Raw genomic sequence first — 16,411 nt, forward strand, 5'->3', positions numbered from 1 at the left:
TTAATCTTTGATTCCTGATGGCCGATACAGGGGATTGAAGAGCGTCGGTAATTTCCTACAGAAAAAACGGAGCTGTGCGCTTGTGCTCGTCACCACCCACTTTCGCGTTCTCTTATAAAAGCACGCCCTGGCCATTAAGACCTTAGCGGAACCTCAAGCCATGAACAAAAACCTGCGTTTCAGCCATAAAATCCTGCTTGCCGCCGCGCTAATCGTCATTGCCGCCTTCGCCTCGTTTACGCTGTACAACGACTACCTGCAACGTAACGCCATCCGCGAAGACCTGGACAACTACCTCAACGAGATGGGCGACGTTACCGCCAGCAATATCCAGACCTGGTTGAGCGGGCGCATCCTGCTGATCGACAACCTTGCCCAGAACATCGCCATCAACCCCGAGCCGGGCACTGTGGCCAGCCTGCTTGAGCAGAAAGCGTTGACGTCGACCTTCATGGCCTCCTACCTGGGCGACGCGACCGGCAGTTTCACCATTCGCCCGGACGCCAAAATGCCTGCCGGCTTCGATCCGCGAGTGCGCCCCTGGTATAAAGGTGCCGAAAGTAGCAGCACCGCCACCCTGACCGAACCTTACATCGATGCGGCCACCGGGCAGACCATCATTTCCATTGCCACTGCCTCGAAAAAAGCCGGCCAGAGCGTCGGCGTAGTGGGCGGCGACCTGAGCCTGCAAACCCTGATCGATACCCTCAGCGCCCGGGATTTTGACGGCATGGGTTACGCGTTCCTGGTCAGTGCCGATGGCAAGATCCTGGTTCACCCGGACAAAACGCTGGTCATGAAGACGCTGAGCGAGGCCTTTCCCCAGGGGGCGCCGCGTTTGAGCAGTGACTTCAGCGAAGTGGAAGTCGATGGCAAGACCCGCATCGTTAACTTCACCCCGGTCAAAGGCCTGCCTTCGGTCAACTGGTACATCGGCCTGTCGGTCGACAAAGACAAAGCCTTCTCGATGCTCAGCGAGTTCCGTGCATCGGCGGTTGTGGCGACGCTGATCGCCGTGGCAATCATCATCGCCCTGCTGGGCATGCTGATCCGCCTGCTTATCCAGCCATTGCACGTGATGACCCGGGCCATGGAAGACATCGCCGACGGTGAGGGAGACCTGACCAAGCGCCTGACCATCCAGAACAACGATGAATTCGGCATCCTGGGCACGGCGTTCAACCGCTTCGTCGAGCGCATCCACGGCTCGATCCGCGAAGTGGCGTCGGCCACCGGCCAGGTCAATGAAGTGGCGTTGCGCGTCGTCGCCGCGTCCAATTCGTCGATGTTCAATTCCGATCAGCAAGCCTCGCGCACTAGCAGCGTGGCCGCCGCGATCAATCAACTGGGCGCCGCAGCCCAGGAAATCGCCCGCAACGCCGCCCAGGCATCAAGCCAGGCCAGCGACGCGCGCAATCTGGCCGAAGACGGTCAGCAAGTGGTGGATCGCAGCATTGCCGCGATGAATCAACTGTCGAGCATGCTCAGCGCCTCGAGCACCAATATCGAATCGCTTAACAGCAAGACCGTGAATATCGGGCAGATCCTCGAAGTCATCACCAGCATTTCCCAGCAAACCAACTTGCTGGCACTCAACGCGGCGATCGAGGCGGCACGCGCCGGCGAAGCGGGTCGTGGCTTTGCGGTGGTCGCCGATGAAGTGCGCAACCTGGCGCATCGCACCCAGGAATCGGCACAGCAGGTGCAGACCATGATCGAGGAACTGCAGGTCGGTGCACGGGAATCGGTGAGCAACATGAGCGACAGCCAGCGTCACAGCCAGGACAGCGTGGACATCGCCAACCTCGCTGGCGAACGCCTGAACAGCGTGACCCTGCGCATCGGCGAGATCGACGGGATGAACCAATCGGTAGCCACGGCGACCGAGGAGCAGACGGCGGTGGTGGAATCGATCAACGTCGACATTACCGAGATCAACACGCTGAACCAGGAAGGGGTGGAGAACCTGCAGTCGACGTTGCGGGCGTGTTCAGACCTGGAGCAGCAGGCGGCGCGGCTGAAGCAGCTGGTGGGTAGTTTCCGTATCTAACATCAGAACCGACGCCATCGCGGGCAGGCTCGCTCCCACAGGTTAACGTCCAGACTTGTGGGAGTGAGCCTGCTCGCGATGGCGCTCTCAAATCAAACACAACGCCAACTGCCCAGCCACCCGGCAAACCTCAACCGAACATCTATCCTTCAAAAAGGTCAACCGAGGGAGAACAACGGACCGGAGGGATGCTCATCGTGCATATCGCTGACATAACCATGTTCTACGCCCCTGCCAGCGGTGGCGTGCGCACGTATCTGGATGCCAAACACCGACGCCTGGGCATCAAGCCCGGCATTCGCCACAGCCTGCTGATTCCCGGCGCCCACCTGGGCGAACAGGACGGCGTATACACTGTTCCCGCCCCCGCCCTGCCCTTCGGCAAAGGCTATCGTTTTCCCGTTCGCCTCGCCCCCTGGCGAAATGTCCTGCAGGATCTGCAGCCCGATCTGATTGAAGTCGGCGACCCTTACCTCACGGCCTGGGCAGCCCTGGACGCGCGACGTCAGCTGGATGTTCCGGTGATTGGCTTTTATCACTCGGATTTGCCGCTGCTGTGCAGCAATCGCATGGGCAACTGGGTAACACCCAATGTCGAAGCCTATGTCAGGAAGCTGTATGGCAACTTCGATCGGGTACTCGCGCCCAGCCAGGTCATGGCCGACAAGCTGATTGGCCTGGGGGTACAAAATGTCTATGTGCAGCCTTTGGGCGTCGACCTGCAAACCTTCCACCCTGGCGCTCGCGACACGGGGCTGCGGGCGGAACTGGGTATTGCCGAAGACAGCCGCCTGCTGATCTTTGCCGGTCGCGGTTCCAAGGAAAAAAACCTGCCCGTGCTGCTCGATTGCATGAAGCGACTGGGCCCGCGCTTTCACCTGCTGCTGGTGGGTTCATCGATGCCAACACTCGTGCCGGATAACGTCACGGTGATCGATGAGTTCTGCCCGGCGCCGCACGTGGCTCGCCTGATGGCCAGCTCCGATGCACTGCTGCATGCTGGCGATCAGGAAACCTTCGGCCTGGTGATCCTCGAAGCCATGGCCAGCGGTATCCCGGTAATCGCGGTAGCGGCCGGGGCCTTTCAGGAAGTGGTCACCGACCAGTGCGGCCTGCTCTGCGCACCCAACAGTCCGGCGGCAATGGCCAGCGCCGTCCACGCGCTATTCAGTTCGGGCAGTACGGCCCTGGGTCAACAGGCTCGCCGTCATGTGGAACAGCATTACGCCTGGGATACGGTGGTCGACAGCCTGCTGGGGCATTATCATGCTGTGCTGGGCACGCAATGGCCGCTGATCGCCAATGGTTGAATCCGCGAATCCCCCCTGCCTGCTGCTGGTGCTGCACGATGTCGCACCGCAGACCTGGCCCGACTATCAGCCTTTCGTCGAAGCTGTCGATGCCCTGGGCGCGGTGCCGATGACCTGGCTGGTGGTACCTGACTTCCACAAACACAATGACCTGCAAGCGCACCCGGACTTTCGCCGACTGCTGTCCCATCGTCTGGCCCGGGGTGACGAACTGGCGCTGCACGGCTATTTTCATTGCGACGAAGGTTCACCGCCGAGCACCCCACGAGACTGGTTCATGCGCCGTATCTACACCCACGAAGGTGAGTTCTATCACCTGACCGAGCAGCAAGCGCTGTCCCGCCTGCAGGCTGGCATCGAGATGTTCCGTCGCTACGACTGGCCCCTGGAAGGGTTCGTCGCGCCGGCCTGGTTGATGAGTGCCGGAACACGGCAAGCCCTGCGCCAGTTGCCGCTGAGCTACACCAGTGATCCACAGCACCTTTACCGCCTGCCGGACTTCAGCGTTGTGGACGCGCCGGGACTGGTGTGGAGCGCCCGCAGTGCCTGGCGTCGCGGCCTGTCGAAGTGGCTCAGCGACCGCCGGGAGCAACGCTGGCAGCAAGCGCCGGTGATTCGCCTCGGCCTGCATCCGGTGGACATGCGCCACCGGTTCTCCCGGGATTACTGGCTGCAAACCGTCAAGCGTCTGCTGGATCAGGGGCGTATGCCGCTGACCAAGGCCGACTGGTTGCGACTGCCAGACGCTGCTGTCGGTCGCCGCGCATGAGCCGCGTCATTCTTCTTCTCGTCGCGCTGCTGGTTGCGGTGCTGATCCCGTCCCTGCTGGGCGGGAATGAAACCTGGTATCGGTTGCGGCATTTCCCCCTGCACTGGCTGCTGATCATGTTCGGCATGATTCTGTTGTGCTGGGTCCTGAACACCCTGCGCCTGCGACTGTTATTGGGCGATCAGTGTCACAAGGTCGGCCGCCTGAAAAGTCTTGGGGTGGTGATGGCCGCCGAGTTTGCCTATTGCGCCACGCCTGGAGGCAGCGGCGGACCTCTGACGATCATGGCCCTGCTCTCGCGCCAGGGCGTTCGCCCGGCCAGGGGCAGCGCGGTGTTTGCGATGGATCAGCTCAGTGACCTGGTGTTCTTCCTGTGCGCGCTGAGCGGGATCCTGGTCTACGCACTGTTCCAGCACCTGAGCCAGCGAATGGAATGGCTATTGATGGTCAGCGCCATTTCAATGTTTGGCGGCCTGGTCAGTTGCATCGCGGTGGCGCGCTACCACCGATTGCTGATCCGCCTGAGCGGCCGCCTGCTGGCGCGTCTCAATGTCAAAGCCTCAACGCGCCTGCGTTGGGCACGCAAACTCCTGCACTTTCTCGCCGCATTCACCGACACCCTGAAACTTCCCCGTCAGACGCTGATCAAGGTATTTGCACTGACCTGCCTGCATTGGGGTTTGCGTTACAGCGTGTTGTACCTGGCCGTGCGCGGCCTGGGGGCGGACCTGCAGTGGGCCTGGACGTTCCTGATCCAGATGCTGTCTCTCAGCGCCGGGCAGTTCAGCCTGTTGCCCGGCGGCGCCGGAGCGACAGAACTGACTTCGGCCGCGTTGCTGGCGCCGATGGTGGGCAAGTCGACGGCGGCCGCGGCCATCCTGATCTGGCGGGCCGTGACTTATTACTTCTACCTGGTGGTGGGAGGACCGGTGTTCTTTTTGCTGCTGGGGCGACCGCTGCTGAGGAAATTGATGAGGCTCAAGCAGGCTTAGGGGTGGTTTGCCCCGAAGTTTCCACGGGGCCCAAATCCTCGTCCTCTGGATGCAACGTCTCCCACAACTCCCGCGCACCTGGAAACTCCGTGCCATCCTCGGCACTCAAGTCATCGGGATCGTAACGACTCAAACAGCCCTCCCCCAACGTCGCGGGAGGCGTGGAAGTCGCCTTGTCGATTGGATCAGCCATTAACAAATCCTCACTGCAAAAACAACAAAGGGCCTGCAGCGATTGAACGCCCAGGCCCTTCGAAATTCAACAAGGTTGTGCGGCTATCAGAACACCACAGTCTTGTTGCCGTGGACCAACACCCGATCTTCGAGGTGATAACGCAGGCCACGGGCCAACACCATCTTCTCGACATCCCGGCCAAATCGCACCATGTCTTCAATGCTGTCGCTATGGCTGACACGCACCACGTCCTGTTCGATGATCGGACCGGCGTCCAGCTCTTCGGTCACGTAGTGACAAGTGGCACCGATCAACTTCACGCCACGCAGCGAAGCCTGGTGATACGGCTTGGCGCCAACGAACGAAGGCAGGAAGCTGTGGTGAATGTTGATCACCTTGTGCGCGTACTCGCTGCACAACTCCGGCGGCAGGATCTGCATGTATCGGGCAAGTACCACCACCTCGGCATCGTGCTGTTTGACCAGACGCGAGACTTCCTTGAATGCCGGTTCCTTGTCCTGCGGGTTCACCGGAACGTGGTAGTAAGGAATACCATGCCATTCAACCATGCTGCGCAAGTCATCGTGGTTGGAAATCACGCAGGAGATTTCGCAATCGAGCTCATCGCTGTGCCAGCGGTGCAGCAGGTCAGCCAGGCAGTGGGATTCACGGCTGGCCATCAATACAACACGCTTCTTCTGCGCGGTATCGGTAATGCGCCAATTCATCGAGAACTCTTCGGCAATAGGCGCGAAGGCCTCGCGAAAAGCTTCAATACCAAAAGGCAGCGAGTCGGCACGGATTTCGTGACGCATGAAGAACCAGCCACTGAGGTTGTCCGAGTGATGGCTCGCTTCAGTGATCCAGCCATTATGTGACGCCAGAAAGTTACTGACTTTAGCAACGATACCGACGCGGTCCGGGCAAGCAATCACCAGCCGAAAAGTGCGCATGAGGGGGAAACTCCAGAACTTCGCAAAGGCCGCCATTCTAGCGATTACGCAGCAAAACTGCAGTACTGATGATGGCGGGTGTTGCGCCTGGCCCGGGGAAACAGCTCCGGCAACCGTTCCGCTGCGCGCGATGGTGGTCTGACAGGCGATATTCAAGCGGCAATTGTGAAGATGGGCGAAGACAGGTTCAGAGTATTTAATTGCCCGCACAATTTAATGCCTACTCATCGTAAGTGAATTAAATAAACTTCGGTTAAATGTTTACTTGATGAAACACCCTGACTATTATTGGCGCACTGTCACCTGCTATCCAGCGTCCATCATAAGGTAGTCATCATGTCCTTGATCAACGAATATCGCGCCACCGAAGAAGCTATCAAAGAGCTGCAAGCCCGTTTGAAGAATCTGTCCCAAGACGACAAACTGCAAACCGAGCTGGAATTCGAAGGCAAACTGCGCACCTTGATGGGCGAGTACTCCAAGTCCCTGCGCGACATCATTGCGCTGTTGGACCCGGAATCCAAAACCAAGGCTCCACGCGGTGGCGCAGTAAAAACTACTGGCACCAAGCGTGCTCGCAAAGTTAAACAATACAAAAACCCGCACAACGGTGAAGTCATCGAAACCAAAGGTGGCAACCACAAGACTCTGAAAGAGTGGAAAGCCAAGTGGGGCGGTGACGTGGTTGAAGGCTGGGCGACTCTGCTGGGCTAAGCCACAGAGCGTGGCGCAGACTGATCCGCGCCAAAAAAAACGCCAGCTAAATGCTGGCGTTTTTTTATGCCCGGCATTCAACACCGGGCATGTTCGTTTTCAAAGGTTCAAACGAACCCGTAATACCTGGACATATTTTTGCCACTCATCCAGCACTGCACATTGCTCCGGCGTGGCAGTAAGCATCAGTTGAGCTGCGGCCTCTGCAAAAGAGTTGAGGGTATTGGGCGCGCCCCACTCAGGTGCGGACAAACGCTGCCGACAGAATATCTGCCAGCGTTCCTGTTCTTCGAAACTCAGGGTGTCAGGGAAGTTGCGCGCGCGATATCGAAACAATAATTCAGGCAGGCGCTCATCATCGAACGGCCACTTCTGTTGTGCCAGTTGGGCGGGATCTGCCGCCCGGACTTGTTCACACAAACGCCGATCCCGATCGCCGATAAAACCATCGTATAACTGTTGTTCCGGGTCATCACTGGCAGGAAAACCTTCGCGGGCATAGATCGCCTGAACTTTATCTTTCCAAACTTGCTGTGCGTCACTTAGCCGCAGCGCACGCGCCTGATAAAGCGTCATGTCCAGCCCAAGGCGGTGCTGATCCTGCTCACGCAGTACCGACAAGGGCGCTACGACCGGGCACTTGTTGATGTGAATAAGCTTCAACGGCACCGGCAACTCGCCCTCGGCCAGATCATCGCTGCGGGTATACAGGCGCTCGCGAAGCGCTTCGGCATCCAGATCGAGCAAGCATTGGGGATCGAGGTGCAAGTCGCAGACGATCAGGGCGTTCTTGTTTTTCGGGTGCCACGCCAGTGGCAAGACCACCCCGACATAGTTGCGCGCCGCCGAGAAGCGCCCGGAGATGTGCACCATGGGTTGCAGCAGACGGATCTGATCCAGCACCTTCTGCTTGCCGCGCAACTGAAAGAGCCAGTCGTAAAGTTTTGGCTGCTTTTGCCGGATCAGCCGCGCCAGGGCGATAGTGGCGCGCACGTCCGACAGCGCTTCGTGGGCGTTGCCGTGGTCGATGCCGTTGGCTGCCGTCAGGCGTTCGAGCTTGAGTGTCACCCTTCCCTGTTCGTCCGTCGGCCACGCCAGGCCATCGGGGCGCAGGGCGTAGGCGGCGCGCACCACGTCGATCAGGTCCCAGCGGCTGTTACCGCCCTGCCACTCGCGGGCATAAGGGTCGAAGAAATTCCGGTACAGGCTGTAACGGGTCATTTCATCGTCGAAACGCAACGTGTTGTAGCCGGCGCCGCAGGTTCCCGGTGCGGCGAGTTGCGCGTGCACCCGGGTCATGAAATCTGCTTCGCTCAGACCTCGCTCGGCCAGGCACCCGGGCGTGATGCCGGTGATCGCACAGGCGGCAGGATGCGGCAGGATATCCTCGCTGGGCTGGCAGTACAGGTTGACCGGCTCGTCAATTTCATTCAGCGCGAAGTCGGTGCGGATGCCGGCAACTTGCAGCGGGCGATCGCAGCGCGGATTGATGCCGGTGGTTTCATAGTCGTACCAGAAGATGGAAGTCACGGGCTGTTCCTGAACTGAAGATCGGCAAAGTCTAGGCGTTCAAGCAAGGCTGCGGCCAGTGCTGATGTGATTCGGGCAGCGCGAGTTGCATACGGGGTATTACATTGTGATGTCGTTTCCCCCCGGGAGGCTGTTAGCATCCAGTCGATCGAATCCCGAACAGGCTACATCAAGGTTGCCCATGCTCGAGACCCCGGCACTGCCAAGGAAAGCGACGCTGTCACCGCCACTGGACACGCGGCATCAGGTCGAGACGCCAGAGGGCATCGACCTGCCACTGCGTCCGGCCGGGTTGGTGGTGCGTGTACTGGCTTTCTCCATCGACCTGGCCTTGCGCGGGTTGATCCTCGGCTTGCTGTTCATCGTGCTGTCTTTTCTGGGAAAGCTCGGCGCTGGCCTGGGTTCGATCCTGCTGTTCGTCGTGAGCTGGTGGTACATGGTGCTGTTTGAAGTGCTCAACCAGGGCCGTTCGCCGGGCAAGCAGTGGATGGGGTTGCGCGTGGTACAGGACGATGGCACCCCGGTCGGCTGGTCCGCCTCGCTGTTGCGCAACCTGCTGCGGTTCGTTGACATGCTGCCCTTCGGCTATGCCCTGGGCGCGATCAGTTGCCTGCAACACCCTACCTTCAAACGCCTGGGCGACCTCGCCGCCGGCACGCTGGTGATCTACCGCGAACAACCGCTCAAGCGCCCGGCGCTGCCTGACGTCGAACCCCGTCGTCCCGTGGTGACCCTTACCCTGGCCGAGCAGCGGGCCATCCTCGGATTTGCCGAACGCCAGGGTGACCTTTCTGCAGCACGGGCCGACGAGCTGGCCGCCATCGTCGCCCAACCCTTGCAACTCCACGCACCGAAGGCCGTCGCCGAACTCGGCGGGATTGCCCGCGGCTTGATGGGGCCGGCATGAAGCAGAGTCTGTTCGAGAACCGCCACAGGGTTGAATGGGATCGATTTTCCCTGACGCTCGACGGCCTGGAACGGGGCAAAAAAACCTCCGGCGCGAGCAGTTTCCCTGCGGACTACCGTCGCCTGTGCCATCAACTGGCGCTGGCCCGTGAGCGTGGCTACAGCAGCTTCCTGGTTGACTCATTGCAGCAACTGGCCCTACGTGGTCATCAGCAACTGTACCGCCAACGCGGCCAGCTGGGAGCCAAGGCCTTGGCGTTTATCCTGGCCGGCTTTCCGCGACTGGTGCGCGAGCAGTGGCACTTCGTCCTCGCGGCAGGCCTGCTGTTCTTCGCCAGTCTGATCGGCTTTGCGCTGCTGGTGTATTGGATTCCGGAGCTGATCTACAACCTGATTCCGGCGGAGCAGGTCAGGCAAATGCAGGAAATGTATAACCCCGAATCCGGTCAGCTGGGGCGCACGCCGGAACGGGCAGCCAGCGAGGATTGGGTGATGTTCGGCTACTACATCATGCACAACATCGGCATCGCCTTTCAAACCTTCGCCAGCGGGTTGCTGTTTGGCCTTGGCAGCGCGTTTTTCCTGGTCTTCAACGGCTTGATGATCGGCGCGGTGGCCGGCCACCTGACCCATATCGGCTTCGGGCAAGCCTTCTGGTCGTTCGTGATCGGGCACGGCGCCTTTGAACTCACAGCCATCGTGCTGGCGGGTGCTGCGGGCCTGCAACTGGGCTGGGCGTTGATCGCGCCGGGACGGCTGAGGCGCGCCGAGGCCTTGCGAACGGCGGCCAGGACAAGCGTGGGCCTGATCTGCGGGGTGATGCTGTTTCTGGTAATTGCCGCCTTTATCGAAGCGTACTGGTCATCGATGACCGGGCCGGCACCCGCCATCAAGTACCTGGTCGGCGCCGTGCTCTGGTCATTGGTCAGTGCGTATCTACTGTTTGCCGGACGGACGCGCCATGCGTCTGAGTGATGCAACGGTCGTGATTCGCCCCCGCCGAACCTGGGAAGCCATGGACCTGGGTGTGCTGCTGAGCCAGCGTCATCGCCGCTTGCTGATGACCAGTTGGGCCATCGTGACCCTGCCGGTGTTTGCGCTGCTCAGTGTGCTGCTATGGGATTCACCCACCCTGGCCGTGTTCATTTTCTGGTGGTTGAAACCGGCATTCGAACGCCTGCCCTTGTTGATCCTTTCGACAGCACTGTTCGGTGAAACACCGACATTAAAACAGGCGCTGCGCCAATGGCCGCGGCTGCTAAAGCCTCAGTTAATCGCCAGCCTGACCTGGCGCCGCCTGAGCCTGAGCCGCAGTTTCCTGATGCCGGTCATGCAACTCGAAGGCCTCGATGGCCAGGCAAGGGAACAGCGCCTGCAAGTCCTGATGCAGCGCGACGCCAATGCGGCGCGCTGGCTGACGATCATCGGCGTGCACCTGGAGAGCGCATTGTGGATTGGCCTGATGGTGCTGTTCTATCTGCTGCTGCCGCAACAGATTGAAGTCGACTGGGGCTGGCAAGCCTTGATTTCCGCCAGTCAGCAGGACTGGGGGTGGCTCGAACACCTGAGCAATCTCTTTTACGTACTGGTGTTGATCGTGTGGGAACCGATCTATGTAGCCTGCGGTTTCAGCCTGTACCTGAACCGGCGCACGCTGCTGGAAGCCTGGGACCTCGAACTGGTGTTTCGCCGACTGCGCCAGCGCCTGAGCACTGCCGCCGTTGTACTGCTGGCGAGTTTTTTACTGATGCCCACGATGCAAGATGCCTGGGCCGCAGAGCCGGCCGTTTCCCCTGATAGCCCGCGCCTTCTGGAGCAACCCCTGACCAGTCAGGCCTCCCGGGACAGCATCAAGGCAATCGTCGATAACCCGCCGTTCAAGAACAGGGAAACCGTGACCCGCTATCGCTTCGGCGAAGAGCAAGCGGGCCCTGGGAACGCTGATGATGACCCCGCCCCTGGCTGGCTCAAGGCATTGCTCGAGCTGCTCGACGCCCAGCGTTTTGGCGCAGTGGCGACGTTGCTCGAAGCGTTGCTGTGGGGCGCAGTGATCGGGGCGGCGGGCTTGTTGATCTGGCATTACCGCGACTGGCTGCAGGCCTTCGTCAGCCGTCGTCCGCCGACAGACCGAAAAACACTGCGGGCGCCGCCCCGGCAGGCATTCGGCCTCGACCTTGGCCGCGAAACCTTGCCCGCCGACATTGCCGCCAGTGCCGAACTGCTATGGCAGACCCAACCCCGAGAAGCCTTGGGCTTACTCTATCGTGCCCTGCTAAGCCACTTGCTGCACGACTTCAACATGCCGCTGAAACCGGCCGACACCGAAGGCCAGGTACTGCAGCGTATCGAACAATTGAACCAGCCGGCATTGGCCGCCTTCAGTAAAAGCCTTACCGGCCACTGGCAGAACATGGCCTACGGGCATCGCGTGCCTCCCACACTGGCACAACAGCAGTTGTGTGACGGCTGGCGTGCCTTGTTCGGCCCGGGAGCCTCGCGTTGAAACGCGGTTACGGCCTGGTGCTCGGCACGATCATCGCGGTGCTGCTGGCGTGCCTGGCTATCTACCTGTATCTGAAGGCCACGCCTTATCAGGAGCAGATCGATCACGGTCCCGCGCCCGAAGCCCTGGCCAACCCTTATCTGGCAGCCGAACATTTCCTGCGCAAACAGGGCCTGAGCGTCGGCCACGCCAATGGCCTCGACATCCTGCCCTCGCTCGATCCGCGCCAGCACAGCCTGTTGCTGTTCGGCGACCGGTACAACATGACGCCCAGGCAGGTCGACCAGATCATGAACTGGACCCGTGCAGGCGGGCGCCTGGTGTTCGTCGCCGAGTCCCTGTGGGATGACAGGACCGGGCAAAGCAACGACCTGCTGCTCGACCGCGTACAGCTGCATCAATCCCTGAGCAAAGACCTGAAAGATCCGCCGACTGCGCCCGGTGATGACCCCTACCCCAAACTCACCAAGCTTTACCTGGAAGATGACGCAGGGCCGGCCTACGCCGGTTTCGACACCGCCTTTCATCTCGAAGACCCGCACAACCTGGCGCAGGCCTGGGCCAACAGCGCCAAGGCCACGCACATGATGCAACTCAATCACGGATTGGGCTCGATCGTGGTGGTTACCGACGCCGACCTGTGGAAAAACCCGGCCATCGACCAGTACGACAATGCCTGGCTGCTCTGGTACCTCACCGCCGATACGCAGGTGACGTTGGTGTTCAATACCGATCACGACAACCTGGTGACCCTGCTGCTGCGCTATTTCCCCCAGGCACTGGTGGCGTTGATTGCGCTGATCGGCCTGGGCTGCTGGCACGCGGGCGTACGCCATGGCCCGTTGCAGGAAACCCCTGCACCAGCGCGCCGCCAACTGCAGGAACACTTGCGCGCCAGCGCTGCTTTCATGCTGCGCCGCAATGGCCAGCAGAGCCTGCTGCAAGCCTTGCGACAGGACATCCTGCGGCGCGTGCGACGCCGTCACCAGGGGTTTGATCAACTCGGCGTCGCCGAACAATGGCTGGTGCTGTCACGCCTGACCGGCCAACCCACACGCGCTATCAGCCAGGCCATGAGCCCGCGACCGAAGCAGCGGCTCAACAGCGCCGACTTCAGCCGCCAGGTGGCCCACCTGCAATCCTTGAGGAACGCCTTATGATGAGTGAACAGCCAGAACCTGGAACGCCAAGCCACGCCGCCCAGCAACGCCTGCGCGCCAGCCAGCTGGCCCAGGCGGTCAGGGCTGAGTTGCAGAAGGCACTGATCGGCCAGGATTCAGTGATCGATGACGTGCTGACCGCCCTGATCGCGGGCGGACATGTCCTGCTCGAAGGGGTGCCGGGGCTGGGCAAAACGCTGCTGGTGCGCGCCATGGCCCGTTGCTTCGGCGGTGAATTTGCGCGCATCCAGTTCACCCCGGACCTGATGCCCAGCGACGTCACCGGGCACGCGGTCTACGACCTGCAAACCGAACAGTTCAAGTTGCGCAAGGGTCCGCTGTTCACCAACCTGCTGCTGGCCGATGAAATCAACCGCGCCCCGGCCAAGACGCAGGCGGCGCTGCTGGAAGCCATGCAGGAACGCCAGGTCACCCTCGAAGGCCGCGCCCTGCCCATCGCACAACCGTTCATGGTGCTCGCCACGCAAAACCCGATCGAGCAGGAAGGCACCTACCCTCTGCCCGAAGCGGAACTGGACCGCTTCATGCTCAAGGTGCGCATGGATTATCCCGACGCCAGCCAGGAACTGGACATGGTGCGCCAGGTCACCCGCTCGACCCGCGCCGACATGCTCGACGTGCAGCCTTTGCGCACGGTTCTACAGGCCAAGGACGTGCTTGCCCTGCAGCGCATTGCCAGCGACCTGGCACTGGATGACCAGGTGCTCGACTACGCCGTTCGCCTGGCGCGCACCACCCGCAGCTGGCCGGGCCTGACCCTCGGCGCCGGGCCACGGGCATCCATCGCGCTGGTGCGCTGTGCCCGGGCGCGGGCGTTGTTGCGCGGCGGCGAGTTCGTGATCCCCGATGACATCAAAGGCTGCGCCCTGGCGGTACTGCGCCATCGGGTGCGCATTGCCCCGGAGCTGGATATCGAAGGCCTGGACGTTGACCAGGTGCTCAGGCAGTTGCTCGATCAAGTGCCGGCACCGCGGCTGTGAAACCCTCGCGCCTGCTGCTGATCTGGCTGGCATTGCTGCTGGCCATCGGTATCGCGCTCGGAGCGTTACGCGCGCTCGGCGTCGCGCTGCCCGCCAGTCTGGCGTCGATCAGTTGGGGGTTGCTCCTGGCACTGCTGATGCTGGCGATACTCGACGCCGTGCGCGTCAAACGCCAGGCCTCGCCGCGGATCACCCGGCATATGCCCACAAGCCTGGCTTTGGGGCGCTGGAGCGACGTGCGACTGGAGGTCGAACATGACTCAGCACACTCACAAACCCTTGAGCTGCATGACCACGCTCCCGATGGCCTGAGCGTCGAGAACCTGCCACTGTCGGTCGAACTTCAACCGGGACATCGCAGCCAGCTCAGTTATCGTCTGCGCCCACTCAAGCGCGGCCACTTCAGTTTCGAACACTGCGAAATCAATCTGGCGAGTCCACTGGGCCTGTGGACGCACAAGCGCCTGTTACCCGTGATCGACAGCACCCGCGTCTATCCCGACTTCGCCCGCCTCTACGGCGGCCAGCTACTGGCAGTGGACAACTGGCTCAGCCAGCTCGGCGTGCGCCAGCGGCAACGCCGGGGCCTGGGCCTGGAGTTTCATCAGCTGCGCGAGTTTCGCGAAGGTGACAGCCTACGCCAGATCGACTGGAAAGCCACCGCGCGCCAGCGCACGCCGATTGCCCGGGAGTACCAGGACGAACGCGACCAGCAGATCATTTTCATGCTCGACTGCGGTCGGCGCATGCGCAGCCAGGACGGCGAGCTGGCGCACTTCGATCACGCCCTCAACGCCTGCCTGCTGTTGAGCTATATCGCCTTGCGCCAGGGCGACGCCGTGGGCCTGTGCACCTTTGCCAGCGACCAGCCGCGCTATCTGGCGCCGGTCAAAGGCAGCGGCCAGCTCAACGTGTTGCTCAATGCAGTTTATGACCTGGACACCACCCAGCGCCCTGCGGATTACCAGGCAGCCGCCAGCCAGCTACTGGCCCGGCAGAAACGCCGCGCCCTGGTGGTGCTGGTCACCAATCTGCGGGACGAGGACGATGAAGGCTTGCTCAGCGCCGTTCAACGCTTGGGCAAACAACACAGGGTGCTGCTGGCAAGCTTGCGCGAAGAGGTGCTCGACCGCGTGCTGCAGACTCCGGTACAGACGCTCGAGGAATCACTCACCTACTGCGGCACGGTGGACTACATGAACTCACGGGCGCAGCTCCACGAGGGACTGAGCGCCCATGGCGTACCGGTGGTGGATGTGCGCCCGGGGGACCTGGGCGCGGCGCTGGTGACGCACTATTTAAGCCTGAAGCGCAGTGGCAGCACCTGAAGCTTGCGCTTGCTGTCAGGCCGAGGCCGGTAACGGCTGGAAACTGAAGTACTGCCTCAGTGCGCTGACCAGATAGCCATATTCCGCAGGCGTTCGCTGCAGGCTGAAACCGGCATCGTAATGATGCGGCGTCGCGTCTTCGTGGCACCAAAGACAACATCCCCGCACATCGATGATCTGCTGGCTGCCATCAGTGGCCGGGATTTTGAGGCGCAAATCAAAATCGGCGCCGACCATCATCGGCAACTGGCTGATCAACATCAGCCCGTCCTCGGACACGTTACCCAGAAATCCGATGGGTTTGTCTGTCACGCTGTTAAACACTCTCAGAAAATACGGCAGCTGATGCCGTTCGATCCGGCGGTCGGTGAACATGCTGAATTCGCTATGCCAGGCCCTTAAGCAGGGCCGCACTAATGCTTCGGAACGGACCCGCCTGCGTGGGCAATGGGTACGCTCTCCCCGATCCTGGTGCGACAGTCCGTGGCACCGCTGCCGCTTACTTGGGCCGATCACAGGTGTGGCGCCGACCTGGAGACAGGGCCCCAGACCCGAGCCCTTGGACTATAGCTCACCCCACGCCGTGAGCCAGGCTTGGGATGACAACTGTAATCACAAACGCGTCGCCCGCACGGCGCCGGTGTTGGTGCTGCGCAGCGGGTAATGGCCCAGTGACTGCAGGGTCTCCAGGCGGGCACGGGCGCGGAACGCGTATTCGCTTTGCGGGTACGATGCGAGGATGAATTGATAGGTTTGCGCGGCATCGACAAACAGTTTCTGCCGTTCCAGGCACAATCCGCGCAACATCGACACTTCCGGCCATACATAAGGCCGCGCGCGGCTGGCGCGTTCGACTTTCGACAGTTCGAGCGTCACTTGCTCGCAATTGCCGCGGTCGTAGGCACTGTAGGCGTTATTTAAATGATGGTTCATCGACCAACGGGTGCAGCCCGTGATACTGAGGGCCAGGGCGGCTATGAGCACGAATCGCATGAGGGTTCTCCTGTCTTGAACTCTGTA

General features: G+C 61.2%; 16 protein-coding genes and 1 pseudogene. 12 read left to right on the forward strand and 5 right to left on the reverse strand.

Annotation, left to right across the window (positions count from 1 at the left end; translation table 11 throughout):
* Window positions 1–160: 160 nt before the first annotated feature.
* The 5 genes and pseudogenes from UB23_RS30660 to UB23_RS05155 all read left to right on the forward strand — a co-directional run.
* Window positions 161–1,192: pseudogene (locus tag UB23_RS30660) on the forward strand (HAMP domain-containing protein); the annotation flags it as partial.
* Between the two features lie 93 nt (window positions 1,193–1,285).
* Entirely contained in the window at window positions 1,286–2,050 is a 765-nt protein-coding gene (locus tag UB23_RS30665) for a methyl-accepting chemotaxis protein (protein WP_442963620.1), read from the forward strand.
* Between the two features lie 188 nt (window positions 2,051–2,238).
* Window positions 2,239–3,360, forward strand: a complete 1,122-nt coding sequence (locus UB23_RS05145; protein ID WP_045058248.1) for a glycosyltransferase family 4 protein — start codon at window positions 2,239–2,241, stop codon at window positions 3,358–3,360.
* Window positions 3,353–4,129: a DUF2334 domain-containing protein gene (locus UB23_RS05150; protein ID WP_045058249.1), complete on the forward strand. Its 777-nt coding sequence runs from the start codon at window positions 3,353–3,355 to the stop codon at window positions 4,127–4,129. Before UB23_RS05145 ends, UB23_RS05150 begins: the two co-directional genes overlap by 8 nt.
* Window positions 4,126–5,121 carry a lysylphosphatidylglycerol synthase transmembrane domain-containing protein gene (locus UB23_RS05155; protein ID WP_045058250.1) on the forward strand — a complete coding sequence of 332 codons (996 nt, stop codon included), beginning with the start codon at window positions 4,126–4,128 and terminating at the stop codon, window positions 5,119–5,121. The genes UB23_RS05150 and UB23_RS05155 overlap by 4 nt, the downstream gene beginning before the upstream one ends.
* Here UB23_RS05155 and UB23_RS05160 read toward each other — a convergent pair.
* Together UB23_RS05160 and purU are read right to left on the reverse strand one after the other, a co-directional pair.
* Window positions 5,108–5,314: a hypothetical protein gene (locus UB23_RS05160; protein WP_045058251.1), complete on the reverse strand. Its 207-nt coding sequence runs from the start codon at window positions 5,312–5,314 to the stop codon at window positions 5,108–5,110. The two genes, UB23_RS05155 and UB23_RS05160, sit on opposite strands and share 14 nt — an antisense overlap.
* 86 nt (window positions 5,315–5,400) lie before the next feature.
* On the reverse strand, window positions 5,401–6,249 hold the full coding sequence (gene purU, locus UB23_RS05165; protein WP_045058252.1) for a formyltetrahydrofolate deformylase: 849 nt from the start codon (window positions 6,247–6,249) through the stop codon (window positions 5,401–5,403).
* A 336-nt stretch (window positions 6,250–6,585) separates the two neighbouring features.
* On the opposite strand from purU, the gene mvaT reads away from it, so the two are divergent.
* On the forward strand, window positions 6,586–6,963 hold the full coding sequence (gene mvaT / locus UB23_RS05170; protein ID WP_007933316.1) for a histone-like nucleoid-structuring protein MvaT: 378 nt from the start codon (window positions 6,586–6,588) through the stop codon (window positions 6,961–6,963).
* A gap of 99 nt (window positions 6,964–7,062) precedes the next feature.
* Here the strand turns inward: mvaT and sbcB are convergent, their stop codons facing one another.
* Window positions 7,063–8,493 (reverse strand): exodeoxyribonuclease I, encoded by a 1,431-nt coding sequence (gene sbcB, locus UB23_RS05175; protein WP_045058253.1) that lies wholly within the window; start codon window positions 8,491–8,493, stop codon window positions 7,063–7,065.
* Window positions 8,494–8,674: 181 nt separating this feature from the next.
* Between sbcB and UB23_RS05180 the strand changes: the two genes are divergently transcribed.
* Genes UB23_RS05180 through UB23_RS05205 form a run of 6 tightly spaced genes read left to right on the forward strand, consistent with a single transcriptional unit; the run spans window position 8,675 to window position 15,391 of the window.
* The gene (locus UB23_RS05180) at window positions 8,675–9,400 is read left to right on the forward strand and encodes an RDD family protein (RefSeq protein ID WP_045058254.1); all 726 of its coding nucleotides are present in this window, start codon (window positions 8,675–8,677) and stop codon (window positions 9,398–9,400) included.
* Complete coding sequence (locus UB23_RS05185; RefSeq protein WP_045058255.1) at window positions 9,397–10,374, forward strand: stage II sporulation protein M; 978 nt, start codon at window positions 9,397–9,399, stop codon at window positions 10,372–10,374. The genes UB23_RS05180 and UB23_RS05185 overlap by 4 nt, the downstream gene beginning before the upstream one ends.
* Window positions 10,361–11,902, forward strand: a complete 1,542-nt coding sequence (locus UB23_RS05190) for a DUF4129 domain-containing protein (protein ID WP_045058256.1) — start codon at window positions 10,361–10,363, stop codon at window positions 11,900–11,902. The genes UB23_RS05185 and UB23_RS05190 overlap by 14 nt, the downstream gene beginning before the upstream one ends.
* On the forward strand, window positions 11,899–13,062 hold the full coding sequence (locus UB23_RS05195; protein ID WP_045058257.1) for a DUF4350 domain-containing protein: 1,164 nt from the start codon (window positions 11,899–11,901) through the stop codon (window positions 13,060–13,062). Before UB23_RS05190 ends, UB23_RS05195 begins: the two co-directional genes overlap by 4 nt.
* Entirely contained in the window at window positions 13,062–14,063 is a 1,002-nt protein-coding gene (locus UB23_RS05200) for an AAA family ATPase (RefSeq protein WP_045058285.1), read from the forward strand. The genes UB23_RS05195 and UB23_RS05200 overlap by 1 nt, the downstream gene beginning before the upstream one ends.
* Window positions 14,060–15,391 carry a DUF58 domain-containing protein gene (locus UB23_RS05205; RefSeq protein ID WP_045058258.1) on the forward strand — a complete coding sequence of 444 codons (1,332 nt, stop codon included), beginning with the start codon at window positions 14,060–14,062 and terminating at the stop codon, window positions 15,389–15,391. Before UB23_RS05200 ends, UB23_RS05205 begins: the two co-directional genes overlap by 4 nt.
* Before the next feature lie 15 nt (window positions 15,392–15,406).
* Here UB23_RS05205 and UB23_RS05210 read toward each other — a convergent pair whose 3' ends face one another.
* On the reverse strand, window positions 15,407–15,766 hold the full coding sequence (locus tag UB23_RS05210; RefSeq protein WP_045058259.1) for a PilZ domain-containing protein: 360 nt from the start codon (window positions 15,764–15,766) through the stop codon (window positions 15,407–15,409).
* A gap of 237 nt (window positions 15,767–16,003) precedes the next feature.
* The gene (locus tag UB23_RS05215) at window positions 16,004–16,384 is read right to left on the reverse strand and encodes a tetratricopeptide repeat protein (RefSeq protein ID WP_045058260.1); all 381 of its coding nucleotides are present in this window, start codon (window positions 16,382–16,384) and stop codon (window positions 16,004–16,006) included.
* Between the last annotated feature and the right edge of the window lie 27 nt (window positions 16,385–16,411).

The organism is Pseudomonas sp. ES3-33 (assembly GCF_000952175.1).
GTDB classification, from domain to species: Bacteria; Pseudomonadota; Gammaproteobacteria; order Pseudomonadales; family Pseudomonadaceae; genus Aquipseudomonas; species Aquipseudomonas gregormendelii.